Origin of the sequence: Prolixibacter denitrificans (assembly GCF_003014495.1) — a bacterium.
GTDB lineage: Bacteria > Bacteroidota > Bacteroidia > Bacteroidales > Prolixibacteraceae > Prolixibacter > Prolixibacter denitrificans.
This window is the reverse complement of sequence record NZ_PYGC01000002.1, coordinates 271,317-297,711: the sequence shown is the minus strand read 5'-3', so window position 1 is coordinate 297,711 and position 26,395 is coordinate 271,317. Positions and strand designations below refer to the sequence as shown.

The following is a 26,395-nucleotide window of genomic DNA, read 5'->3' as shown; positions in this document are numbered from 1 at the left end:
ACTTACAGATTAGTAGGTCAGAACGATAGTTTGTAATAAATCTACATTTCAAAGTTCTTTTGCTTCTCCCGTTTTCACTGATGAACCGCAAAGAATTTGGACTGACTTCAGGACTTCAGATTATCATCGATGGCCTGGTTCAGGAAATGGTTCATCCGGGAAAGTACTTTGAAGGTTTCCAACACATTTTCCATCAACGAAGACGATAGAATTTCCTCTTCACTCAGGTTACGGTCATAAGCGTATGATTTATTTCTAAGCAAATGAATGTATTCCCAGTCCTTCGGAAAATCGCGGGGTGCGGTTTTCAGTTTGTCATCGTATTCATCGGGGAGATATCGCTGAAATTCGGGGTTGTCTTTTATTTCCATAAAGCCTTTCGGATCGAGATAGATTTCCTGCCGGATGGCTTTCAACCGGTCGGATGGCGGCATATACACGCCTCCTCCCAGGAAAGAACTTCCCGGTTGCAAATGCAGATAATAACCAGCATATCCTGATTTTCGTCCGCCGCGGGCAATAAAACTTCCGTAATTGGTTTTGTAGGGACGTTTATCGTTCGAAAACCGAACATCGCGGAAAATCCGGAACATACAATCTTTTGGAGCGAGTATTGGCACCTCCGGATCAAACGTCCTGATTTCATTATTCAGCAATTCAGTAAAAACCAAAAACTGGTTCCGGGTCGCTTCGTAACGAGCCCGATTTTCTTCAAACCATTCGCGGTTATTATTCTTTTCCAAGTCATTCAAAAAGTCAAGAATCTCTTTCATGATAAAATGCTTATGCAGTTTCACCAAATTTATTCGAAATCACCGTAAGGTTTGTAAAGGGAAGACTAAATTTGCAAGGAAAACCGAAATCAGACCTGAATCGCCATGAACAGAACCGACTCACATTCCATGACACGTTCCACGATTATTGTTGCCGGCGGCAGTGGCTCGCGAATGAAAAGCGACCGACCGAAACAGTTTCTCGAATTATTAGGCAAACCTGTTCTGATGTACACACTCGAAGCTTTCCACCGGTTCGACTCATCCATGGAATTGATTGTAGTTCTTCCTGCCGAACAGATTCCTTTCTGGGAACAACTGTGTCTGAATCATCATTTTGTCCTTCGGCATCAGGTTGTTTCCGGAGGAGACACGCGTTTTCAGTCGGTAAAAAACGGTTTGTCGGCTTTGTCCGACTCCGATTTAGTTGCTATACACGACGGTGTTCGGCCGTTGGTCAGCCAAACCACCATCAACGATTGCTTCGCGGTAGCGGAAAAAAAAGGAGCTGCTATTCCGGTTCTGTCCGTTGTTGAATCGTTACGTGAAGGGACTATGGAAAAATCGGTTCCGGTTGACCGCAGCCGTTATTTTTCGGTGCAAACGCCACAAGTATTCCATTCGTCGACGTTGCTAAAAGCTTACGAACAAGCTTACGATCCGTTATTCACCGACGATGCTTCGGTAGCAGAAAGTGCTGGCTTTCGGGTTCATCTTGTGGAAGGAAACCGCGAAAACATCAAAATTACGCATCCGGTAGATTTGAGAATTGCCGAGTTTTTCCTTTCCCTACCGGGAAGAAAATAATCACTTCAGGATACGAATACGCTTCACGCGAATATCGCGCAACGGGCGGTAATATTTGTCCACGCTCACGGTATCAATCCGGTCTGCCACGTCCATCCCCGAAGTCACTTCACCAAAGATGGTGTATTCTCCGTCCAGCGTTGGAGCTCCGCCAATGGTTTTGTACACCCGACGTTGTTCGGGCGAGAATTTAATGTGGTTCTCTTTTTCAATGTCATCCAACTCGCTATCGGAGTACTTTCTTCCCACCACAATATAAAACTGACTTCCGTCCGAACGCTTATAATTGTTTTGACTATCGGGAAGACGGGGCACTCCCACCATTCCACGGCGGTGGAAATATTTCGGGTTGATATTGGCCGGCAGCGTGTAACCCGGACCTTTCCAACCTACCATGTCATCGGGCTTGGCATGCCGCGTGTCAGCCGCACCGGTTTGAATCACGAATTTGGCAATGACCCGGTGCCACAGCAGCGAGTCGTAGTAATGCTCCCGGACCAGTTTCAGGAAATTATCCCGGTAAATCGGCATATTATTAAAAAGCTTGATGGTTATGTTACCATAGTCGGTTTCCACCAACACCCCCTTAATTTTTGCATTGGCAGCACTAACCGCCGGAGGAACTTTCCCTCCCAAGCGGGACAGCGGTTTCAACGGCTCGGTCTGTTTCTTCAGTAGCTTTTCGACAAGTTCAGCCGGAATAGCCAGGTAATCCTGATCGATGCCCGCGGAATAGAGGTTGCCAACCCCCAACACTTCACGGTTCTTAAGAAAAACCGGCCGTCCACAGGTCGATCCATAAATAACGTTGGATATCCGGAAAACATGGTTCCCCTGGATGGTCGATTCTTCAAGCATTTTACCCGTGCCAACAGGAACTGTATTTCCCCTTATGGGACTAACCAAATAGGTCAGAGCCGCCTGTGGAACATGGCCTGTATATAATTTCAATCCGGGCCGGTGCAAATTTTTTATCTTCAGTAACACCAAATCATTGATTCGATCGACCGCCAGAAAGCCGGCTACCTCATAGGTCTTGTTTCCATCCAGCGGCTGCACGATGGCGCGATTCGAATTTCCAAAAAGCGAATAGAGACTAACAGCAACGCTATCGTTCAGGAAGAAACCCATTCCCTGCTCCAGGCGGCGTTTCCCGTCGTAGGTGGTAACTGAAAAAATAGAGGGCAAAAATTTTCCGAATGAGACTTTCTCCGGCGCTTTCTTCTCAGTTTTTGCATCTTTTTCACCAGACGTATTGCCTTTTTTTCCCGAACCTCCACAGGAAACCAATACTACCGCGAGCGTCAGAATCAACAGTTGTCTCATTCGTGCCATTTACTTGATTACTTTAATATTTAAAATTTTCACATCCGTGAGGGGACGATCATTTTTGTCTGTCTTCATTGCAGCAATCTTATCAATGACATCAAAGCCATCAATCACTTCGCCAAAAACTGTGTACTTTCTGTCCAGTTCCGGATAACCGCCAACCGTTGTGTATGCTTTTCGCTGCGCTTTGGAGAACTTCAGCACATGAGGGTTCAAAGCATATTCCGTTTCGATTTGTCCTTTAATAGGATTAGCAAGCGCCCGGAATTCCTTTACTTTCTTTTCCTCTTTTAGTTTTTTCAGCTTCGCTTTTATTTCGGGTGTCAGAATCTGATTGACGATTTGTTGCTTAATCGGAACATTGTTTGCCAGTTCCATGGTATCCAATTCTCCCGGACGAAAAACACGTCCTTCGACAATATAAAACTGCGAAATATCGGATTGCTTGAACGGATTCACTTTGTCGGGTTGGCGGGGAGCACACAAAGCTCCTTTCTTGTGGAAATGGTTTGGACGAATCTCATCGTCGACCGTGAATGCCGGATCTCCATAGCCAATGCGCTTCCCCGGAGGCGCATTGCGCGAATCAGCAGCTCCACCCTGAATCAGAAAATTATGTATCACCCTGTAGAACAAGGTTCCGTTGTAGTAACCCTTCCTGACTTCCTGTAAAAATTTGTCGCGGTGTTTCGGTGTGTCGTTATACAATTTGCACTTCATATCACCGAAGTTCGTTGAGATAACCACAACATGTTCGGGCTGCTGAGCTTTAGCAGCAATTACTGCAAAAAATAATACCAACAAGAAAACGATCTTCTTCACAATCCGGTCTGTTTTTGATGTTTTCCGTGAATAAAATGAAAATTGAAGAAACAGGCAAATAGCCTGACTTCTTCGCTAATCCTTCAATATTTTCATGCTCATCTTCACATCTTTCACGGGCCTGTCGTGATCATCCGTTTTTACGTGAGCAATGGAATCGATTACATTCAGGCCTTCAATCACCTCACCAAATACGGTGTAGTTGCCATCGAGATGCGGAACACCGCCAATGGTGGTATAGGTCTCCCGTTGCTGTTTCGTAAAATGGAACGGATGCAAAGCGGCACTATCCTGAGCCTGCTTTTCCAATCGATCGAGCATATCAGCATACTCAATCTGCTTCCCTTGCTCCTGCAATATGCGTACCGAGTCGGCCTTCTTCATAAACAGCTGATGATAAATCGTCTGAGCTTCATGCTGCGTGCGCAATGCTTCCAGCGAATCCAGGGCTTGCGGCGTAAAGACTTTCCCTTCGACAATGTAAAACTGTGAGCCGGATGAACGCTTTTCCGGATTTTCCTGATCGCCCAGACGCGCTGCTGCCAGAGCACCTTTCTTATGAATCAAATCGGGCCGGAATTCTGCCGGAAGGGTATAACCCGGGCCACCGTTTCCCAACATCTGACCGGGTTCTGCATCCCGCGACTTCGGATCGCCGCCCTGAATCATGAACTCAGGAATTACGCGGTGAAAAAGCAGTCCGTTGTAGAATCCCTGCTTGACCAGTTTCAGGAAATTATCGCGGTGTTGTGGTGTTTCGTTGTACAACAACACTTTCATGTTGCCATATTCTGTTTTTATCAGTACGACCGGTCCTTTTTGTTTTCCGGTTTTACCGGAATGAGAACAGGACGCGAGGAACAGGATGGCCAGCGTCAGGAAAAGATGGATTTTTCGTTGCATAATTTTCAGATTTGATGCCTAAGGTATAAAAATCAGCCAGATCAGATGACAGGCAAAACAACAAAGGCCTCCTTTTGAGGAAGCCTCTTATTGTAATAAATATTTTGTGATTACTTTTTCTCTTCTGCCAGATTCACATCTGCAACAAACTGCCTGATTTGTTGCTCATCATCCTTTTTGCAAATCAAAAGAGTATTGTCTGTTTCCACAACAATGTACCCTTCCAACCCCTGCACCACAGCAGTTTTTTCTCCTTGCATATTGATGATGCTATCTCTGGTTTCATAAAGAAAAACCTTGTTTCCCCACACGGCATTTTGATTTTCATCGACATGATGATTTTCGTGAAGAGAGCCCCAGGTTCCCAGATCGGACCAACCAAAATCGGAACAAAGAACGTAGACGTTATCCGCCTTCTCCATAATTCCGTAATCGATAGAAATATTCGGACATTCAGAATACGCTTTATTGATAAAATGGACTTCGTCTTCTGTATGGTAATATTTGTAGCCCTTCTCAAAAACGGTGTTCACATCCGGAAGGTACTTCGACAATGCTTCGTGAATGGCCTTTACGGACCAGATAAAAATGCCCGAATTCCAAAAGAATTCACCTGTCTCCATAAACAGCTGAGCCATTTTCCGATCGGGCTTTTCGGTAAATGTTTTTACATGATACAGATTATCATAATCATCGTACTCACAACTGTCCGCTACCTGAATATATCCATATCCTGTTTCAGGTCTGCTTGGTTTTATTCCGAGCGTTAAAAGTACGTTGTTCTTTTCAGTGAAATCCATTCCTTTACGAATCTCCTCCAGAAACGCATCTTCTTTCAAAATCAGATGATCGGACGGAGCCACAACGATGTTGGCATCTTTACAGCGACTAAGAATTTTATGGGTCGCATAAGCCATACAAGGCGCTGTATTTCTTCTGAGCGGCTCACACAGCACCTGGTCCGAATCCAGCTGAGGCAGCTGCTCCAACACCATTTCGCGGTAACGCTCACTGGTAACTATCAGTATATTTTCAGCAGGGAATATCTTGTTGAAGCGTTCAAAAGTGAGTTGAAGTAAAGACTTTCCTACTCCCAGAATATCAATAAATTGTTTCGGTCTGTCTTGCGTACTGAGCGGCCAGAATCGACTTCCGATACCACCAGCCATAATGACGCAGTAATTATTGCAATTGTCCATATGAACGGTTTTGTACCAAATTTATCCAAATTTTTGCAAAGGTAAAGTCAAAATCCTTCAGGATGATCAAATAGCTAAGAAAAGGCAGAAATAAGAGCATTCCTTAATAATTTTGTACTTTTAGATCAATGTATCAAACAGGCTATCCATCCGGTTCGGGTGTTTAGGAAAGAAATGGTTCAGAGAAAATAACTGCTGATAATCAACTTGTTATTTTATCCGTAAAACAAAGACACGCGCATATTTGTACAATAATAGGTTAAAGAACCGAACTGAAAAGCAGACCGGAAATTCGACAAGACCTGAGCAAATAATGCACGACAAAAGGCATTACAAAGAATTAGAAAAACCAGATATATGAAATTCTTCTTCCACCTGGGTCAGTATATGTTACTGATGAAGAAAGTATTCAGTAAGCCGGAAAAAGGCCGGATTTACTGGCGTCAGTTACTGGTTGAGATCGAAAAACTAGGAATTGATTCCATTGGCATCGTGGTGATCATATCGGTTTTCATGGGAGGAATTATCACCCTTCAGTTAACCTATAACCTAACCAATCCGTTTATGCCCAGCTATTTGATTGGACTCGGCAACCGCGATACACTCATACTCGAGTTCTCTTCGACGGTTCTTAGCCTGATGCTGGCCGGAAAAGTTGGTGCCAACATTGCCACCGAAATAGGAAGTATGCGAATTACCGAGCAGATTGATTCGATGGAAATTATGGGTGTTAACTCGGCTTCGTTCCTCATTCTTCCCAAAATTATCGCGGTGGTTTTTGTGAGTCCGATGCTGTTCATCCTGAGTATTGCCACGGGACTGGTTGGTGGCTTAATCACTGGTCCAATGGCCGGAGTTGTCACAACCGCCCAATATCTGAATGGTGTGACTTACGCATTCGTACCCTACTATGTTACCTTTTCGGGATTAAAAACGCTGGTATTCGGTTTCCTCATTGCATCGGTGCCGGCATACAAAGGTTATTATGTCGATGGAGGTGCGCTCGAGGTAGGAAAAGTAAGTACACAGTCGGTGGTGACAACCAGTATTTTAATTCTGTTTTTTGATTTAATTCTGACGCAAATCTTCTTCAAATGATCGAGATAAAAAACCTGTGCAAATCCTTCGAAGAACGCCCGGTTCTGAAAGATATATCCACCAAATTCGAGAAAGGAAAAACCAATCTGATTATCGGACAAAGCGGTTCGGGTAAGACCGTTTTGCTGAAATCCATTGTTGGCTTACTCGAGATTGATGAGGGAGAAATTCTGTACAACGGAGAAGATGTGGCCCACTTCTCAAATAAAGAACGGAAAAGTTTGCGGCAGGATATCGGCATGGTTTTCCAGGGCGGTGCGTTGTTCGATTCCCTTACGGTAGAAGAAAATGTGCGCTTTCCGCTCGACATGTTCAGCAAGCAAACAGAAAAGGAAAAGCTTGACCGGGTTAACTTCTGCCTCGAACGGGTCGATATCAAAGGTGCCAACGAATTATATCCAGCTGAAATTTCGGGAGGGATGCGTAAACGTGTAGCGATTGCCCGGGCCATCGTGCTCAATCCGAAATACCTATTTTGTGACGAGCCCAACTCGGGTCTCGACCCGATGACCTCCATTCTGATTGACAACCTGATCAATCAGATTACGCGCGACCTGGACATCACGACCATTATCAACACGCACGATATGAACTCGGTAATGGAAATTGGTGACAACATTCTGTTCATTTCGCATGGAGAAAAATGGTGGGAAGGGAATAAAAACGAAATTCTGTACACGTCGAATGAGAAGTTGAACGACTTTGTTTTTGCTTCGCCGCTTTACCGCGAGATGCGGACCTTGAAAAAGCAGGAATTAAAAGACGAACAATCATAGAATAAAAAAAAACGGTAGCCGCCAGACTACCGTTTTCCAGCTATTCCACACGTATTTACAGACCTTCAACGGACAACCGGAAATTTGAACCATCCGCTGTCGGTCGCTCACACTCTCTCATATTCCGCCGGCCGGCATTTCATCGACAATTACTGTCGTCGACTAATCCTACTCTTAATTTGCCCGGCCAACTCTTACCCCATATTTTGATTGAACTTCTTCGAAACCAATGTCAAAAATATATTTTTCGTTTCCCCTAAAGACTGACGTTTGTTACCCTTTTGCGATAATATGACATAAAACAGCAATTGCGAGGATAAAAATCGCCCCGTCATAACCCAAAACAGACTTTTTAATACTATGGTCCCCCGATTTTCAGCAACTTTAACATTTGTCTTTCATACAATGGGTAAGTATCTTTGGTCTCACTAAAACAGAATCATGCGGACAAAAATATTCTTACTCATATCGGCACTATGGCTGCTGGCTTCGTGCTCCGACAGTAATAAAACTCCGAAAGGAATTCTCCCTCAAAAACAGATGGTGGATCTGCTGGTCGATATGCACCTCTCGGAGGCCATCAACGGCCAACGGTTCCGCCTCGATCAAACCACCAAAAATTTTTCCAACGACCTTTATTTTTCCATTTGCAAGAAACACGACGTCGACCCGGATGTATTTGCCAAATCGGTGCTCTACTATGGTAAACATCCCGAAAAATATGACGCCATTTACGACCAGGTGCTGAACCGGCTTAACGAGATGGAAGAACAGGCAAAGAAAGAAGAACCCAAACTCAAGCCCGACGATGGCAAAAAATAAGTTCGCAGCTCATTATATATTCACCGGTAACGGAAAAGTATACAAAAACGGGATCGTTGTCACCGAAAAGGATGGCACCATCAAAGAAATCATCGACACTGGCGGTCAACTGCCGGAAAAAGCCAGCGTAAAGTTTTACAGCGGCGTCATCGTTCCGGGATTCATAAATGCACACTGCCATCTCGAGTTATCTCATCTGAGAAATACGTTTCCTGAAAAAACCGGGATGGCCGGATTTCTCTCCCGCATTGTCAAACAACGCGAAATACAGGAAGACCTCATCAAGGAAGCGGCCCGGATTGCCGACGCTGAAATGCAGCGAAACGGCATTGTAGCCGTGGGAGATATTGCCAACAATCCGCTGGCTTTCGACACGAAAAAGTCATCGCCAATTCAGTATCACACATTCATCGAAGCCCTGGGATTCTCACCTTCCCGGGCTGATGCAGCTTTCGAGTACACTACGCTTTTGCAGAAAAAAGCACTCGAACTGGGTTTAAATGCTTCTGTTGTTCCTCACGCACCTTATTCCATTTCGGAGCAACTTTTCCGCAAAATAGGTGAACTGGCGTTAGAACAGAACGCGATTCTCACCATGCATAACCAGGAAAGCAATGAGGAAAATGAACTCTACCAAACGGGGAAAGGCAAGATTGCGAAGCACATCAGGAAAAACCTCGGCATCGATCTAAAGTCGTTTCACCCTACCGGGAAGAATTCGCTGGAAAGCGTATTGCCGTTTTTGCCGGCCTCGAGCCAGCTACTCCTCGTACACAATACATTTACTGGAAAAGAAGAACTCGATTGGCTCCATGCTAACCGCGACGAGGGGAAAACATCGCTGGTGCTGTGCCCCAATTCCAATTTGTTTATAGAAGATCGTCTCCCGGATGTGGAAATGCTCCGCTCCAACGGCCTGAACATCTGCCTGGGAACCGACAGTCTGTCGTCCAATCATTCGCTGTCGGTACTCGACGAAATGATTACCCTTCACCAGTATTTCCCGGACATACCATTCGGTGAACTGGTGCAATGGGCCACCGGAAATGGAGCCCGGGCACTCCGAATGGACGGAAAACTGGGCACTATTAAACCCGGGAAAAAACCCGGCCTGAATCTCATCACCGGCATGGATTTGCAACAACTGAAATTACTGCCCGGATCGCGGGTAAAACGGCTAATCTAAATTGACGAAGAATTTCCCATCTTTGTAGCAAATTATTACCATGTCCACATTTCTTTTCGACCAAACTATTTTCGGCCCCGTCAAAAGTCGGCGACTGGGGGTTTCGCTCGGCATCAACCTGCTACCCAACGACACCAAAGTCTGTTCGTTCGACTGCATCTACTGCGAGTGCGGATGGACTCCACACAAACGGGAAAAGAAAGCCGAACTACCTTCACGGAAAACCGTTGCACAACTGCTGCGCAAAAAGCTGGAGGAGATGAGAAATGCAGGAGAAGCTCCCGACGTGTTTACCTTTGCAGGAAACGGAGAACCGACACTTCATCCCGCTTTTGCTGATATTATCGATGACACCATCGTCATCCGGAACGAATACTTTCCGAATGCCCGAATAGCAGTGCTATCCAATTCGACCATGTTGCACAAACCGAAAGTGGTAGAAGCACTGAAAAAAGTGGACGACAACATCCTGAAGCTCGATTCGGCTATCCCCGACACCATTCAACTGCTCGATTGTCCGCTGGGTCGTTTTCACTTGGTGGAAGTCGTGAATAACATGAAGAAATTCGAAGGAAAGCTCACCATTCAGACCATGTTCATCCGGGGAGAATTTTCCGGACATCGAATTGACAATACCACCGAAGAAGAGCTTTCGGCCTGGTTGAAACTACTAGCAGAAATTAGCCCCGAACGCGTGATGATATACACCATTGCCCGCGATACGCCCACCCAGAATCTCTCGAAAGTGACGACTGACGATTTGGAAAAAATTGCCACTCGCGTGAAAAATGAATTGGGTATCGACGTGCAGGTAAGCGGCTGAAACAGGCATAAAAAAACCTGCCGAGGATCGACAGGTTAGGTTCGTTTATCTTTCGGGGAAATCAATCCCGTTTCATGATACCATAATTGATGATGCGGACAATCGCGTCCACACTTTTCTCCAGGTCAGTTGATTTGTAAGGGCCGGCCGAAAGCGGCATTTCCAGTCCGCGAATAGCAGTGGTAATCCCGATAGCCACCAGCGTAAAATCGCGTACGGCAAATTTCCCACGACGGGCCCCTTCCAGCAAAATACGCTTCATCATCCGAATTTCTTCCTGGTCATATTGCGACTTGATTTTATCCACAAACTCCACCGCAGCCAAATCGTTTTCAATGGCGTTGTAGAAATTGGCCAGCTGCCGGTAGGTGGTAATTTTGGTCATGATATAGTCCTTCAGCTTCTCTTCAGGACTGATATTCTTCAAGAGCACCTTCGATAATTCAGCCCGGAGTATGTCGGCTTCCTTCTGCACCACTTCCTGGAACAAATCCTCTTTACTGCTGAAATAATAATACAGGGAGCTTTTACCTTTCCTGACGGCGTTGGCTATGTCGTCAAGTGTGGTTTTTTTGTAACCGTATTTACTAAAAATCTCCTGTGCAATGGTCAGAATGTTTTCCCGAACGGCATCGCGCTTTGAACTTCCGTTTTCAGTACTCATTTCTATTTTACTTACTATTGGGCCAAATATAGATGATTTTTTCGAACTTTCGCCCCGACTGTTCACCACAAGATAATGAAAACACCTGTAAACCAACCCAAACCACGGGTAATTTCATGGAATAACGAAAAAAATATGTTATTCACCATCTTCTACCAAACGAAAATCCATTTGTTTCTTCTGTAGGTTGGTACGAACAATTTCCACATTTACTTCATCGCCCAGTTGGTAGCGTTTGTGCGTATGACTTCCGATAATGCAATAGTTTTTCTCGTCAAACTCGTAAAAATCGTCGGTCAAATCGCGTAGAGGAACCATACCCTCGCATTTGTTTTCTTCCAATTCAACGTAAATCCCCCAGTCAGTTACACCGGAAATAACGCCTTTGAATTCTTCTCCAACATGGTCACTCATGAACTCAACCTGCTTGTATTTCACCGACGACCGCTCGGCATTACTGGCCCGCACTTCCATATCGGACGAATGTTTACACATCTCTTCCCATTTCTGGGCCACTACCGAACGACCACCATCGAGATAACGGGCCAGGAGGCGATGCACCATCATATCCGGATAACGGCGAATAGGCGAGGTAAAATGCGTGTAGTACTCGAAAGACAAACCATAGTGACCGATGTTCCGGGTTGAATATTCGGCCCTAGCCATGGTACGAATGGCCAATGTTTCGATCACATTCTGTTCTTTCTTCCCTTCGACATTTGTCAGGAGTTTGTTCATCGAATCGGAAACAGCTTTCGGATTATTGGTTTGAATACCATAACCAAAACGTTTGATGAAATGGTTGAACGAATCGAGCTTATCCGGATCGGGCTTATCGTGAATACGATACACGAACGTTTTCGCTTTTTTGTTCGGCGTTGGCTTTCCAATGAATTCCGCCACATATTTGTTGGCCAGCAACATGAACTCTTCGATGAGTTTGTTGGCATCTTTTGATACTTTGAAAATAATGCCCAGCGGTTTTCCGTCCTCATCGATATCGAATTTCACCTCGATGCGATCGAACGAAATGGAACCGTTCTGGAACCGTTGATTCCGCAACTCTTTCGCCAATCGGTCGAGCGTCAGGATTTCCTCTTTCATATCTCCTTCGCCCGTTTCGATCACTTCCTGCGCCTCTTCGTAAGCAAAGCGCCGGTCGGAATGAATGACCGTCCGTCCAAACCACCGGTGATGAACTTTCGCGTTATCGTCCAACTGGAAAACGGCCGAAAAGCAAAGCTTATCCTCGTTGGGCCGCAGCGAACAAACGCCGTTCGAGAGTCTTTCGGGCAACATGGGCACCACGCGATCGACCAGGTAAACCGAAGTTGCCCGGTTGTACGCTTCTTCCTCGAGAATCGAATTCGGTTGCACGTAATGCGTCACATCAGCAATGTGCACCCCGACCTCCCAGAAACCGTTGTCAAGCTTTTGAACCGAGAGCGCATCGTCGAAATCCTTGGCGTCAGCCGGGTCGATGGTAAAAGTTGGAACCTTGCGGAAATCGCGCCGGTTGGCATATTCCTCTTTCGGGATTTCCAAGGGAATTTGCTCAGCTGCTTTCTCCACCTTACCGGGAAATTTATACGGCAAGTCAAACTCCGCCAGGATAGCGTGCATTTCCGTTTCATTTTCGCCCACATCTCCCAGCACTTCTACAATTTCGGCATACGGATTTTTAGCACGTTCGGGCCACTCCAGAATTTTCGCAATAGCTTTTTGTCCGTTTTTCGCACCGTTTAGTTTTTCTTTCGGAATAAAAAGATCGAACGGCGTCTTTTGTGTCGGAATCAGGAAAGCATGAAATTTCGAAACTTCGACCGTTCCCACGAAAGTGGTTTTGGCCCGTTCCAAAATCTCGACCACTTCGCCTTCCGGGTTGTGTTTCTTCCGTCGGGCATAAAGGTAAACCTTCACCTTGTCGCCATGCATTGCCCTTTTCAGGTTGGCTGCCGAAACGAATACATCCTGATCGATTTCATCGGAAATCACAAAACCAAAGCCTTGCTGCGTCAGTTCGACCACTCCGTTAATGTAACCGCCTTTCGAGCGCAGCTTATATTTACCCCGACTAATTTCCTCGAGGTTTTCATTATCTCTCAACTCCTCCAGCACGACATGAATCAGCTTTTTGGTCGGCATATCGCGGATGAAAAGTTCAGCTGATAGCTGTTTGTAGTTGAAAGTCTTTTTCGGGTTGGCGTAAAAAATATCAAGCACCGCCTTTTTCAGGCCGGCTTTATTGAATCTTAGTTTCTTCTTCTTTTTTTTCTTCTTGACCATATATGGGTTATGATTTTAACGAATGAAGTTAACGGAAATTTCCTAATTCTGTTATCATAAAATGAAAAAGGAAAGGCAAACCTTCATTCTCCATTTTCAACAGTTTTTTTTGAGGTTCGCGGTTTTTCCAGGAAACAGAATCACGGTAGTAGAAAAACGCTGTTTTCATGACCTTCCGGATACTTCTCACTCAAACACTAAAGCTCTTCGTTGAGTTTTCAATCGGATATTAACAAAACCATAAATCGTTCAACAGGCGATCATTTTTCAGGCAACAGATCCTACCTTCATCACGGTAATTATCCGCAACAATGAATACAACAACATCTATAGATCTTCGTGCCATGACACAGGAAGATTGGCCGGAAGTCGCCCGCATTTACGCTGAAGGCCTCGAAACCGGAAACGCCACCTTCCAGCAAACCGTTCCAACCTGGGAAGAATGGAATAGCGGACACATTCAATCCTGTCGGCTTATTGCCTCTGTTGGAAAAACAGTTGCCGGATGGGCTGCATTATCGTCTGTTTCGTCAAGGCCGGTTTATGCTGGTGTAGCCGAAGTGAGTGTTTATATCAGGAAAAATTTCCGCGGCCGGGGAGTTGGAAACCGACTTATGCAGAACCTCATCGAAGCAAGTGAGAAAGCAGGATTCTGGACGCTGCAATCGAGCATTTTTCGGGAAAACGAAGCCAGTATCAAACTTCACGAAAAGTATGATTTTCGCACCGTGGGCTATCGCGAAAAAGTGGGCAAAATGAATGGCATTTGGCGCGACACAGTGATCATGGAACGACGCAGCAAAGTGATCGGAGTGGATTAAAAATAGCCTGCCTCCAAACAAGAGACAGGCTACCTGTTCGAATATTTTTTAGTCGTCAGAATACCGCTTTGGCAATTTGCCGTGTATTATCAGAGATTCCGTATGTGTACACATGCAAGCATGGCGCGTTGTGGGCAATCAAATCCTTTGCCTGGTGAATGGCCCATTCGGTTCCCACTTCACGGGCTTCATCATTGTTTTTACACTTCCTCACTTCTTTGGCGAACTCTTCCGGAATATCGATGCTGAAGATTCCCGGCAACACCGACACCTGGTTCTTCCTTGAAAGAGGTTTTATGCCCGGAATAATCGGAACCGTAATACCGGCTGCCCGGCACTTATCGACAAAATCGTAGTATTTCTGATTATCAAAAAACATCTGGGTAACAATGTAATCGGCACCAGCTTCTACCTTCCTTTTCAGGTTCAGCAAATCCACATCCGGGTTGGTTGCTTCCGCATGTTTTTCGGGGTAACCCGCCACGCCAATACAGAAATCCATGGGAGTGTTGTTTTTCAATTCCGGGTCAAGGTATTTTCCATGCCGCAAATCGACAATCTGCTTCACCAAATCGCTGGCGTAAGCATGACCTTCCGGCTCCGGCTTAAATATATTCTCCGACTTCAGTTTATCACCCCGAAGAGCCAACACATTTTTAACGCCCATAAAATTGAGGTCGATAAGCATATTCTCGGTTTCTTCCTTCGTGAATCCACCACAAACCACATGCGGAACAACCGGCACGCCATACTTATACTGGATGGAAGCAGCAATAGCTACCGTTCCCGGTCTTTTCCGGATGGTCCGCCTTTCATGCAATCCGTTGGGCAATGTGCGGTATTCCATCTCATCGCGATGGGTGGTAATGTTGATATATTTGGGGTCAAACTCCAGCAAATCTTCGATAGTTCGATAAAGTTTATCGGCATTCTGTCCTTTCAGCGGCGGCAAAAGTTCAAAAGAAAAAACCGTTTTATCAGACTGGGTGATAATGTCGCTTACGTTCATTCAAAAATTATTTTTTCGTCCACACAAAAACCATCTTAATCTGATGATCTCCTTCTTTCAGTTCTTCATTAGTATCTCCTTACAAAATTACAAATTGCAATGAAGTGAAGCGACTCAATAGGATAACAAATGCATAAGTTAGTATTATAATAACATTTTGTTTGACTGGAATTTTCTATATTTAGCCGTTCTATGATGTAACTGACATATTGTATATGAGGTACCTTTTTTCCCTTGCCTTTACCTTGCTTTTTACCTCATATTCTTACTCACAATCCTTGACGATGTCCGTATCAGGCGGAGAAAAGCATCAGGGAAGCACTGTTATGCATTGGAGAATCGGTGGCTTTTCAGGAAGCAATGCAACCGGTTTTCAGCTGTTGGGATATCCAATCCCGGCAATGAAAACACAAGCAAATTTCGTTGACGAAAAAGTAAAATCAAAAAACCGGTTTTATCCAAATCCGTTTAGCGAAACGCTGAACATCAAGCTGGTCAACAACCTTGCCCCCGTGGACATTACCATTTACGACATAACCGGCATGGCCATTTCAACTATTTCCAACGTAACCAATAGTCAGGAATTAAATCTCTCGGGGCTAGCCGATGGAATATATCTTCTTCGATGCGTCGACAGACAGACACATCAGGTTGTCGATACGCGAAAACTCATAAAGAAACATTAATCCCTATCCTTTTCCTCATGTTGAAATCAAAGCTCACATTATTGCTTTTCTTGTTAGTGATATCAATATCGCAGGCACAGGAAAGGCCCGGATTTCTTTATCAGACACAATTAACCGATGAGAACAACCAACCGGTGATCAATCAAAATATTGATTGCCAAATTGAATTAACGCAAGGCGAAAATTCGTCCACTCCGATTTATTCAGAATCACAAAATCTAACGACGTCACCAACCGGGATGCTTGAACTCGTTGTCGGAAATGGCACAGATGCCAGTGGCAGTCTTAACGACATTGACTGGACACAGGGAACAGTATTCATACAAATCTCCATCGATATGAAAGATGGTAACGGATACCGTGTTTTTAAGAAAGAACCCATCCATGCGGTTCCTTTTGCACTTGCTGCCGGCAACTCCAATCCCGGATGGAAGTTGCAAAGTAACCAACTTTCCTATACTGCCGGGAATGTAGGAATCGGTACAGACAAACCGGAAGAGGCTCTCGATTTCGGTGTAAACAAAGCGGTTCGTTTTAAAACAACCTTGACCCGCCTGAATGAGAGCGCCATGATAAAACTCAAATGGAAATCCGACTCCGCCAAACCCGCCATTATGTGGGTGGATAAGAACGATAATCCCCGGGCAGCGCTTTATACTTACCGTTTGGGCATCAACGGAGAACCCGACAGCGTATTTTGCATCGCAACCTCCGATTCGAAAGGAAACCTGATTCCCCGTTTTAACATTCCATGGGGATACAATAAAGTGGAACTCTCTACCACCAACAGTGAATTCAAGGTGAGCGGCAGTAAAAAATTCATCGTCGGAACGAGTGGTAGTCCCGGCCAAACCGCATTTTACGGTGACGTATACATTGGTGCAGGGAAAAAGCTGGGAATTGGTGACAAGGACTGGGAAAATACGGGAGTAGAGGAATATGCCGAAATGGAAATATACCAGGAATCAAAAAATGCGCAACTGCTCCTCAACCAGGCAACCGGAAGTGCACCAGCTGCTATTTTGCTTAAAAAAGGAGACAATACCTGGAAAATTGAGAATAACGACAACCTGCATATTTTCTATAATGACCAGGATGTAATAACCATGGCACAAAATGGTAACCTGGGAATTGGCATCGTCGCTCCGACTGAAAAAGTAGATGTAGCAGGAAATGTAAAAGTTTCTGTTGGAAACAGTTTTATTTCAGGAACCAGAGGCACCGCATCCTATATGACATTATCTGGCAGTTGTCCGGCCGGAGATTTGGTTGGACTAAATCCAGCAACCGGAGAACTGAGAGATTACCAGGCAGGAGATGAGTTCATCGGTGTGGCTACCGAAAACGCTGCTTTTATTGCCAACCATCAAAACTCCACCGGAGATATTCTGGTAGGCACGCATGGTCAATTTACAGTCAACTCGGGCGCTATTCAAATCGACGGACACAAGGCTCTCACCCCAGACGGGAAACTCATTGGTTATATTCTCAGTAACGGAAACCTATTCATCCGCTAAGCTATGCAGAAGACAATCGTTATTATCGCCATGTTTCTGTTACCATTCTTAGCAATGGCACAGTCGCCTTACTATCTCCCGTTTGAAGGAATAATACAAAATGATGATGGTACGGTTCCTGCTAACGAATCGCTGGAAATGGATTTCCAACTTGTTTCTGCTGTCGACCATTCGCAAGTTGTGTACGAAGAACAACAAACCGTAACAACTAATCAGGCAGGATATTTCTACGCATCCATCGGAGCAGGCACACCGGTTACCGGGAGTTTCGAAAATATCGACTGGAGTCAGTCCCAAAACTACGTGTTTCATATAACAGCCCATTCGGTGAGCGACCGAAATACTTTTGACCTGGGTTATGCCGATCTCCATCCGGTTCCAATTGCTTTACATGCGAAAACCGTTATTGATAGTTCCAACTGGCAGGTTTCAGGAAACAATCTTTATACACAAAGAAAAGTATCGATTGGCTCGGCAGATTCAACCTTTGCATTGGAGATAAGAGATAACGGAAGAATGCGTTTACAGACCGATCAGTCGCATTTGCCGGAATCGGCGCTTATTAAAATGAAATGGCCAGCCGATACAGCGAAAACAGCTGTGGTGTGGTACAACAAACATGATGATGGCAAAATAGCCATGGTCGCACACTATTATCTGCATTACCCAACCCGTTTGCATCAACATTTTTCCATTGAAAGTGAAGATTCTTCAGGCTTCATTCAAACCCGTTTTGAGTTTCCGTGGGGGAACGATACTGCCCGCATCGAAACGCACAGTGCTGACCTGCAGATTAACGGCAAATTCTCTACCGGATCTCCCTCTACACCATCGGAAAATGACATCTATGCGGACACATGGATTCACGGTAAAGCCTCGGAATTGAACATGGGCACGGCACAATTACACACCGGAAACTATCCGGTCACCATTCAATCAGACAATGGTCCTGCCAATATCCTCATACAGTCTGTTGCCACCGGTAAACGTTCCATTTTAATGTTGAAGAAGGGCGATAATGAATGGGATGTGGATAATAACAACAATCTGTTCCGCATCACCAATACGAATTCAGGCAACTTTCTGCATCTGACGACCTCCGGAAAGTTCACCTTCGATGCAGAATCTGACACCTCTGAAGTTTTCAATATCAACGAAAATATCACGGTTAACCAACATGCATTTATCAGTGCCGGCCCAGGTTCTTACGCTGAATACATGCCCGCTGAAGGAACCCTGTCAGTAGGCGACATTGCCGGAATCGATCCATCGACAGGTAAAATCAGGACATACCAGGCCGGGGATTTTCTGGCCGGTGTTGTTAGTTCCACCGCCACAAGAATTGGCAATGCTAAGCCAGACTATGTTGGAAGCCCCGATTATGCTTTGGTTGTCATAACCGGAACAGCGAATTATAACAGCAATCAGGTGACAACTTCGGGAAGAGTAGTGTACACCACCGACAATCAGAAAATCGGTGTTGAAATTACAGCCGGGAAAGTATTATTGAAATAAGAGGGAACCTTTCTTTGATTCCCTCTCTTCATCTCAATCTTATTTGTAATTCAAATTCACCGGAAGGAATTTCTCGATGAATTCAACCGATTCGTTCTTCCTTCGGGCATAATCTTCCACCTGTTCTTTTCCGACTTTATCCACACCAAAATAGATCGAGTCGGGGTGCGAGAAGTACTGCCCGCTCACCGAAGCTGCCGGGTACATCGCATAGTGCTCCGTGAGCTTTATGCCGGTATTTTTCTCTACATCCATCAGGTTAAACAAATTGGCCTTTTCGGAATGTTCCGGGCAAGCCGGATAACCCAGTGCAGGTCGGATTCCCTGGTATTTCACCCGAATCAGCTCTTCATTGGTCAGGTTTTCATCGGGAGCGTACGCCCAAAACTCTTTCCGGACCCTTTCGTGCAGCCTTTCGGCGAAAGCCTCGGCCAAACGGTCGGCGAGTGCCTCAATCATAATGGCCTTGTAGTCATTGTGATCCTCCTTGTATTCTTTCACCCATTTCTCCAAACCGATTCCGGCAGTTACCGCAAATCCTCCGCAGTAATCTTTCACGCCGCTATCCTTGGGCGCTACAAAATCGCTGAGACAAAAGTTGGGCTTGCCCTTTTCCTTTTTGATGGTTTGCTGACGCAGATGATGGAAAGTTCCTACTTTTTCGGTCCGTGATTCATCGGTGTACAACTCGATATCTTCGCCTACCGAGTTGGCAGGCCACAAACCAAACACGCCGCTCGCCTTCAACATTTTCTTCTCTATAATTTCATCGAGCATGGCGTTGGCATCGGCAAACAACTTGCGCGCTTCTTTACCCATTTTCGGGTCGTCCAACACATCCGGGAAATGTGCCCGTAGCTCCCAGGCCAGGAAAAAGAAGGTCCAGTCGATATAATCGCGCAATTCTTCCAGCGGATAATCGTCAAAAACTTTCACACCTGTAAAATTGGGCGTGTAAACCGGTTGTGTTTTCCAGTCAGGGCGAAAGGCATTTTTCTTCGCCTGCTCAAAAGTGAGGTACGATTTTGGCTTTTTATTTCCATGGAACTCTCGAATTCCTTCGTACTCGGTTTTGATATCGTTGATGTATTTCTGTTCACGATTAACAAGACTCTGCACCACACCAACCGCACGTGAAGCGTCCTTCACATGAACAACCGGCTGACTGTATTCCGGCTCAATTTTTACTGCTGTATGAATTTTTGACGTTGTCGCCCCACCGATAATCAGCGGCATATTCATATTCCGGTTTTCCATTTCGCGGGCCACCAAAACCATCTCTTCCAGCGAAGGCGTAATCAAACCACTCAGGCCAATCAAATCCACCTTTTCCTCTTCGGCTTTCGCCAGAATGGTTTCCGTTGGGACCATTACGCCCAGGTCAATCACCTCGATGTTGTTACAGGCCAGTACCACCCCGACAATGTTTTTACCAATGTCGTGTACATCACCTTTCACCGTAGCCAGCAGAACTTTGGTGCGGTTCTTCGCTTCTCCTCCGTTTAGCGCCTTTTCCCGCTCGATATGGGGTTGTAGCCAGGCAACCGCTTTTTTCATCACACGGGCCGATTTAATCACCTGTGGAAGGAACATTTTCCCATCACCAAACAGGTCGCCCACTATGTTCATCCCGTCCATCAACGGACCTTCGATGATATTCAGTGCCGCATCAAACTTCGGTAGAATTTCTTCGAGATCTTCTTCCACATGATCCGGAAGTCCTTTCACCAGCGAATGTTCCAATCGTTTTTCTACGGGAAGTTCGCGCCATTCGTCTTTCTTCTCCTCTTTCTGTCCGGTGCCTTTTACCTTCTCGGCAAATTCCAGCAACCGCTCCGTAGCATCCGGACGACGGTTCAGCAATACATCTTCCACGTGTTCCAGGAGGTCTTTCGGAACTTCGTCGTATATCTGCAGCATTCCCGGGTTGACGATCCCCATGTCCATACCAGCTTTGATCGCATGATACAGAAATGCCGAGTGCATCGCTTCCCGGACTACATTGTTTCCGCGGAAAGCGAACGACACGTTGGACACACCGCCACTTACCCTTGCTTCCGGCAGATTTTCCTTAATCCATTTCGTTGCCCGGATATAATCGATCGCATAATTATTGTGCTCATCAATACCAGTTCCAACCGTCAGAATATTGGGATCGAAAATAATGTCCGTTGCCGGGAATTGAACGTCTTCCGTAAGGATACGATAAGCCCGCTCACATATTTGAATTCGGCGTTCGTAGGAGTCAGCCTGACCTTCTTCATCGAAAGCCATGACAACCACTGCGGCTCCGTACTGCTTTATTTTATGGGCATGTGCTTTAAATTCTTCCTCGCCTTCTTTCAAGCTAATGGAGTTGACTATCGCTTTCCCTTGCAAACACTGCAGCCCAGCTTCAATCACCTCCCACTTGGAAGAGTCGATCATGATTGGCAGGCGTGCAATATCCGGTTCAGCCATCAACAGGTTCAGAAAGCGAACCATCTCTTTTTTGGCGTCCAACATGGCATCATCCAGGTTCACATCGATGACCTGGGCACCACCTTCCACCATTTCACGGGCAATGGAAAGCGCTTCCTCATACTTTTCTTCCCGAATCAAACGGGCAAATTTTCGTGAACCTGCTACATTACAACGCTCTCCCACGTTGATGAAATTCGCCATTTGATTCACCGTAAGGGGCTCCAATCCACTCAGGCGCATCGCTACTTCGGGATGTACTTTTTCATGTGGCTGGGCCTTTTCGGCCAGCTTCGCCAGTTCCCGAATGTGGTCTGGCGTGGTACCACAGCAACCGCCCACGATATTTACCGTGCTCTTGTCGAGAAAACCTTTCACCTGCTCGGCCATCATTTCCGGCGTTTCGTCGTATTCACCAAACTGGTTGGGTAAGCCGGCATTCGGGTACGCACTGATGTAAAACGGTGCTTTCCGCCCCAGCTCTTCCAGGTATGGACGCATGTCTTTCGCTCCCAGCGAGCAGTTCAGCCCGATGGTCAGCAAATCCATGTGTGAAACGGAGTTCAGGAATGCCTCAACCGTTTGCCCGGAAAGAGTTCGTCCGCTGGCGTCTGTAATTGTTCCGGAAACCATCACCGGCTTACGAATGCCACGTGCTTCCAACGCTTCATCAATCGCCATCAGCGCAGCTTTGGCGTTCAGGGTATCAAAAATCGTTTCTACCAGCAGCAGGTCAACACCGCCATCGAGGAGGCCTTCCACCTGTTCCCGGTAGGTTTCTTTCAAATCGTTGTAACTAACGGCACGAAAACCCGGATCATTCACATCGGGTGACATGGATGCCGTTTTGTTTGTCGGTCCCAGCGAACCTGCCACAAAACGAGGTTTATCCGGCGTTGAATACTTTTCGGCCGCTTCGCGGGCTACTTTCACCGAAGCGACATTCAGTTCGTAAACCAACTCTTCCATGCCGTAATCGGACTGGGAAATGCGGTTGGCATTGAACGTATTGGTCTCCAGAATGTCGGCACCCGCTTCCAGAAATTCTTCATGAATATCACGAATGATATCGGGGCGAACAATGGAAAGGAGGTCGTTATTTCCTCTCAACGACTGTTTCCAGTCGGCAAAACGGGTCCCCCGGAAGTCTTCCTCTTCCAGCTTGTATTTTTGAATCATCGTTCCCATGGCTCCATCGAGCACCAGGACACGCTTTTTAATTTCTTCCTGTATATTGTATTTGCTTGTCATATCGATTGTATCTATTCAGCTAAATCAAGTCTTTTCTTTGCTTTCACAAAACTATGAGTTTCAAAAAAACATCTCACAATTATGAGATTAAACCTCCCGAGGTCACTTCAACCATTTCCTTAACAGTGAACCCCCTGTCCGGTTCATTTTCCTGTGTGACAGGCGAAATCGAAACACCCAGCACATTGCTTCAAATAACAACATTGCACGAAAATCAAAAAGTACATAGTTGTAGCTTCAATTGGCTATTTCCGTGCTGTACACGAACAGTTGTCGGAGAAATCCGGGAGATGAGTAAATGGAGTAATAAACAGCGCTAATCAGCGCATGCACCGATTGGAGAAATGTATATGACTAACCATGAAAAGCCCATTCCCATGAGACCTCCGGGTGACTAGTTCCTGGTTTTCGATGCTTATTCTTTCAATCATTTGGAAGACAGAAAAAGATTTGTTTCAGATCATCAGTTTTTAAACTGAATAAAAAATAATTTCGCGCAAATATAGCATATTGTCCAATAGTTTACAACAATCAAAATTACCATGAAGGAGCCATCTGCATTAACGCAAAAACCGTTTTACAAAGTTGCATAAAAAATGCCGCATCCTCCCGAACGCGGCATTTTCATTTTTTGCAGTCTTACTTCTGAAGTAAGTAGCCTTCACAAACCAACGATGAAGGTAACTACTGCGTATCCTTGCTTTTTTACCTGTCGGCAATTAATACATTCCTGAACAAACAGAAAAAAATTTTTGACGAACGGCCGATTTTATGTGGTGAACGGCACGATCTGTTCATTAAACGGAAAAATCAATTGCAAATTCCAGCCAAAAAATCATACAATTTTTAGTCACTCCTGGTTAATATTTCATCACTTTCCGGGTTTCCACATTGCCGGAAGTGGTAATTACTTTTACAATATAAGTTCCCTGCGGCCAACCATCGGATTGAATCGCTACGGATGTTTTTCCGTACCCGGGAAAGCTTTTATCGAGCAATACCCGTCCGGTAATGGAATATACGGTTACACGATTCATATCTTCATCTGCAGACAAATTCAAGCTGTTCTGAACCGGATTGGGCCACACCTGCAATGGGTTATCATTAGCCGAAACAGTCGGTACATCGGTTACAATATGGTCCTTCGTAAATTTCTCTGTTGAATACAACCGGTACTCGCCGGGCGCCAGATGAGCCATGTACGAATTGCTGGTCAGATCGATGGAATCGCCGGTAAAATATTCATACCACTTTCCGGTAACCGGAAAATCAACAGACAGATCGGCATCGGTCAAACCAAAGTTTCCCTCGACCACTACGTGCTGATTGTTTTTATTCAGCTTTATCCACTTCGTCACACCATTCAATGAATACGTAAAATCGGTGGTTGAGAAGATGTCGTAATTGCGCTTCAGATAAAATAATTTGGCATATGTCTGGAAAACATCGGTACGATTGGGATCGTCCACGTAGCTCCACAAAGGTTCTTTTTCACCGGTACGACTCGGGACATTAATATCCTTGTCGTTACCCAACTCATCAAACATGTAGAACATTTTCGGGCCGGGAATAGTGAAAAATAGTGCGGCATTCAACTCGATTCGTTTCAACGCCGTAGGAACGTCTTTTATATTGTAATCGCCATTTGCCAAACCTGAGGTTTCGGCAACATAAGCCACCCGCTGCTCATCATGGCTTTCCATATAACCAACCAGTCTCGATTTATTCCAACCGCGTTGTGTATAGGAGCCCCACGAAAAATCTGCCTGGTTATTTTCAACGTTACCTTTTGCAGCATTTTGAGCCGCACCCGACATATTACCCCAAAGAAGAATCCCTTTGTTGTAGTCAGCCAAAACGGTCTCTTCACTATTGTCAGCCAAATGCTCGAAAATAACCAGCGCATCCGACTTCCGTTTCCATATCTGATCGGCCATTCTTTCCAATATGCGAATCCGATCAGCATCGTATTTACTTCCCCACGGATCGGTTGCCAACGGTTTGAAATTATTCGAAAAACCTTTTGTAAAGTCGAAACGGAATCCATCGACTTTATACTGACTCATCCAAAAGGAATTGATACTGTCGACCAGCTCCTGGGTAGCCGGGCTTTCGTGGTTGAAATCGTATCCCCACTGAGCATCCGGATTTTCGAAGTTACTTTGCTGATTATACCAGGGATTTTGGGCAGTTGGTTTCCCGTCTTTGAAATAAAGCTGAACAAACGGACTCTGACCATACGAATGGTTCAGGACCAAATCAATAACAACAGCCATTCCTCTTTTATGGCATTCGTCAACCAGCTTTTTCAGTTCATTCTTCGGACCGTAATATTTATCCGGAGCAAAATAGAAATCGGGATTATACCCCCAACTGCTGTTTCCTTCAAATTCATTTACCGGCATTAATTCCACAACATTCACGTTCAAATCCTGTAAATAGTCGAGGTGGTCAATCACTCCCTGAAAAGAATGTGATGCATCGAAATCCCTAACTAATAACTCATAAATGACTAAAGAATCAGCTGCTGGCGGTGTAAAATTAGTCACCTGCCAGTTATAAGGTGTCTGTGCCGTTTGAAAACTGGAGGTAATTCCGGTCGTTTTCCCGGTAGGATATGCAATTAGATTGGGATAAGTTGTACTGGAGATGTACTGGTCATTCCACGGATCGCTTACCTTCTCTGTATAAGGATCTGCAATCTTGATGGAATCGTCAACCAGGTATTGATACAGATACTCTTTCCCTTTTTCAACATTTAAGGTAATCCAATAATAGTCACTATCCTTGTGCATTTGATAAGCCGCCTTCGGCTGCCAGTTATCAAAATCACCCAACACGTAAACATTGTGCTTATACGGAGCCCAAAGCACCAACCCAACAGTCGTATCATTCACATAGTTAATTCCTTTTTTATATCCGTCCGGAAGCAGTCCGGTCAAATCCTGTCGAATGGTAACAAATGTTGAATCATAAGAAGTCTGAGTGGCAGTTACAGCTTTTGATATCAGCCAGTGGTCACCCGACTGTGGCAATGTAACCGTGTCCGATAGTGTGACACTATGAGCCATTTTCAATTCCGTATTATCCAGGAACAGATAAATATCGGCCGTATCGCTGGTTGATACAGTGACCGGAAGCTTTTCACCTGCTGTTCCAATGTAAGGCGATGTAACGGAATTTTGAATTTGTAAAACTCCTTCCGGCGAAACATCCAACATGTGGTCCGGATAGGTTTTCTTTTCTCCCGAGCCCGTATCTGAGCCATCTTTTGCCTTCGCAATCACACCAATAGTCTTGATGGTTGTCGGATCCACATTAGGCCAAAGCGCCGAAGGGGTGAAGGTGAATGAATACTGATTATTTCCATCGTTTGTCATCTTGTAGGCATCAGCAGTATTCGACCAGGTTCCCTGATCGGAGGGATTTCCATCATTCGGGTCCGAAAGCCAAATCCATAAATAAACATCTCCCCATTGGTTGGGAGTGTCGAATCCCTTCAAATCGAAGGTTACTTTTACCTGCTGATTGGCCGTGAAAAACGTTGGATCAGTAGTAACAGAATAGTCTGTTACCGTTTGTGCTCCTGCTGTCAGACTGACAAACAGGGCCGCTATCAGGAATAGTGTTTTCTTCATCAGTGTCATC

At 45.3% G+C, this 26,395-nt stretch carries 20 protein-coding genes; 10 read left to right on the top strand and 10 right to left on the bottom strand.

Annotated elements, in window-relative coordinates; translation table 11 throughout:
* Window positions 1-107 precede the first annotated feature (107 nt).
* Window positions 108-773 (bottom strand): DUF2461 domain-containing protein, encoded by a 666-nt coding sequence (locus tag CLV93_RS04895; protein WP_106541056.1) that lies wholly within the window; start codon window positions 771-773, stop codon window positions 108-110.
* A 105-nt stretch (window positions 774-878) separates the two neighbouring features.
* Here CLV93_RS04895 and CLV93_RS04890 point away from each other — a divergent pair, with 105 nt between their 5' ends.
* Complete coding sequence (locus CLV93_RS04890; RefSeq protein ID WP_246187194.1) at window positions 879-1,580, top strand: 2-C-methyl-D-erythritol 4-phosphate cytidylyltransferase; 702 nt, start codon at window positions 879-881, stop codon at window positions 1,578-1,580.
* On the opposite strand, the gene CLV93_RS04885 is transcribed toward CLV93_RS04890, so the two are convergent.
* The 4 genes from CLV93_RS04885 to CLV93_RS04870 form a co-directional block, all read right to left on the bottom strand.
* Entirely contained in the window at window positions 1,581-2,915 is a 1,335-nt protein-coding gene (locus tag CLV93_RS04885) for a peptidylprolyl isomerase (RefSeq protein WP_106541055.1), read from the bottom strand.
* Window positions 2,916-3,731, bottom strand: coding sequence for a peptidylprolyl isomerase (locus CLV93_RS04880; protein ID WP_106541054.1), 816 nt, complete (start codon window positions 3,729-3,731; stop codon window positions 2,916-2,918). It abuts the gene before it with no gap.
* A 75-nt stretch (window positions 3,732-3,806) separates the two neighbouring features.
* Complete coding sequence (locus tag CLV93_RS04875; protein WP_106541053.1) at window positions 3,807-4,634, bottom strand: peptidylprolyl isomerase; 828 nt, start codon at window positions 4,632-4,634, stop codon at window positions 3,807-3,809.
* Between the two features lie 110 nt (window positions 4,635-4,744).
* Entirely contained in the window at window positions 4,745-5,833 is a 1,089-nt protein-coding gene (locus tag CLV93_RS04870) for a mannose-1-phosphate guanylyltransferase (RefSeq protein WP_106541052.1), read from the bottom strand.
* Window positions 5,834-6,190: 357 nt separating this feature from the next.
* Between CLV93_RS04870 and CLV93_RS04865 the strand changes: the two genes are divergently transcribed.
* From CLV93_RS04865 to CLV93_RS04845, 5 genes are all read left to right on the top strand, one after another.
* Window positions 6,191-6,931, top strand: a complete 741-nt coding sequence (locus CLV93_RS04865) for an MlaE family ABC transporter permease (RefSeq protein WP_106541051.1) — start codon at window positions 6,191-6,193, stop codon at window positions 6,929-6,931.
* Complete coding sequence (locus tag CLV93_RS04860; protein WP_106541050.1) at window positions 6,928-7,707, top strand: ABC transporter ATP-binding protein; 780 nt, start codon at window positions 6,928-6,930, stop codon at window positions 7,705-7,707. The genes CLV93_RS04865 and CLV93_RS04860 overlap by 4 nt, the downstream gene beginning before the upstream one ends.
* Before the next feature lie 441 nt (window positions 7,708-8,148).
* Window positions 8,149-8,529: a DUF4296 domain-containing protein gene (locus CLV93_RS04855; RefSeq protein WP_106541049.1), complete on the top strand. Its 381-nt coding sequence runs from the start codon at window positions 8,149-8,151 to the stop codon at window positions 8,527-8,529.
* Window positions 8,516-9,715, top strand: a complete 1,200-nt coding sequence (locus CLV93_RS04850) for an amidohydrolase family protein (protein ID WP_106541048.1) — start codon at window positions 8,516-8,518, stop codon at window positions 9,713-9,715. Before CLV93_RS04855 ends, CLV93_RS04850 begins: the two co-directional genes overlap by 14 nt.
* A 40-nt stretch (window positions 9,716-9,755) precedes the next feature.
* Entirely contained in the window at window positions 9,756-10,538 is a 783-nt protein-coding gene (locus tag CLV93_RS04845; protein WP_106541047.1) for a radical SAM protein, read from the top strand.
* Window positions 10,539-10,599: 61 nt separating this feature from the next.
* Here the strand turns inward: CLV93_RS04845 and CLV93_RS04840 are convergent, their stop codons facing one another.
* Window positions 10,600-11,202 carry a TetR/AcrR family transcriptional regulator gene (locus CLV93_RS04840; protein WP_106541046.1) on the bottom strand — a complete coding sequence of 201 codons (603 nt, stop codon included), beginning with the start codon at window positions 11,200-11,202 and terminating at the stop codon, window positions 10,600-10,602.
* A gap of 138 nt (window positions 11,203-11,340) precedes the next feature.
* Complete coding sequence (rnr, locus tag CLV93_RS04835; protein WP_106541045.1) at window positions 11,341-13,488, bottom strand: ribonuclease R; 2,148 nt, start codon at window positions 13,486-13,488, stop codon at window positions 11,341-11,343.
* A gap of 311 nt (window positions 13,489-13,799) precedes the next feature.
* Here rnr and CLV93_RS04830 point away from each other — a divergent pair, with 311 nt between their 5' ends.
* Window positions 13,800-14,309, top strand: coding sequence for a GNAT family N-acetyltransferase (locus tag CLV93_RS04830; RefSeq protein ID WP_174821576.1), 510 nt, complete (start codon window positions 13,800-13,802; stop codon window positions 14,307-14,309).
* A gap of 55 nt (window positions 14,310-14,364) precedes the next feature.
* On the opposite strand, the gene metF is transcribed toward CLV93_RS04830, so the two are convergent.
* Entirely contained in the window at window positions 14,365-15,318 is a 954-nt protein-coding gene (gene metF / locus CLV93_RS04825) for a methylenetetrahydrofolate reductase [NAD(P)H] (protein WP_106541043.1), read from the bottom strand.
* Window positions 15,319-15,644: 326 nt separating this feature from the next.
* Between metF and CLV93_RS04820 the strand changes: the two genes are divergently transcribed.
* The 3 genes from CLV93_RS04820 to CLV93_RS04810 are packed head-to-tail and all read left to right on the top strand — an operon-like array spanning window position 15,645 to window position 19,036.
* The gene (locus CLV93_RS04820; protein WP_170288139.1) at window positions 15,645-16,004 is read left to right on the top strand and encodes a T9SS type A sorting domain-containing protein; all 360 of its coding nucleotides are present in this window, start codon (window positions 15,645-15,647) and stop codon (window positions 16,002-16,004) included.
* 17 nt (window positions 16,005-16,021) lie between these two features.
* Window positions 16,022-17,521, top strand: coding sequence for a hypothetical protein (locus CLV93_RS04815; protein ID WP_106541041.1), 1,500 nt, complete (start codon window positions 16,022-16,024; stop codon window positions 17,519-17,521).
* Between the two features lie 3 nt (window positions 17,522-17,524).
* Window positions 17,525-19,036: a hypothetical protein gene (locus CLV93_RS04810; RefSeq protein WP_106541040.1), complete on the top strand. Its 1,512-nt coding sequence runs from the start codon at window positions 17,525-17,527 to the stop codon at window positions 19,034-19,036.
* A 39-nt stretch (window positions 19,037-19,075) separates the two neighbouring features.
* Here CLV93_RS04810 and metH read toward each other — a convergent pair whose 3' ends face one another.
* Entirely contained in the window at window positions 19,076-22,747 is a 3,672-nt protein-coding gene (gene metH / locus CLV93_RS04805; protein ID WP_106541039.1) for a methionine synthase, read from the bottom strand.
* 860 nt (window positions 22,748-23,607) lie between these two features.
* Window positions 23,608-26,385: an alpha-amylase family glycosyl hydrolase gene (locus CLV93_RS04800; RefSeq protein ID WP_170108865.1), complete on the bottom strand. Its 2,778-nt coding sequence runs from the start codon at window positions 26,383-26,385 to the stop codon at window positions 23,608-23,610.
* Window positions 26,386-26,395 lie beyond the last annotated feature (10 nt).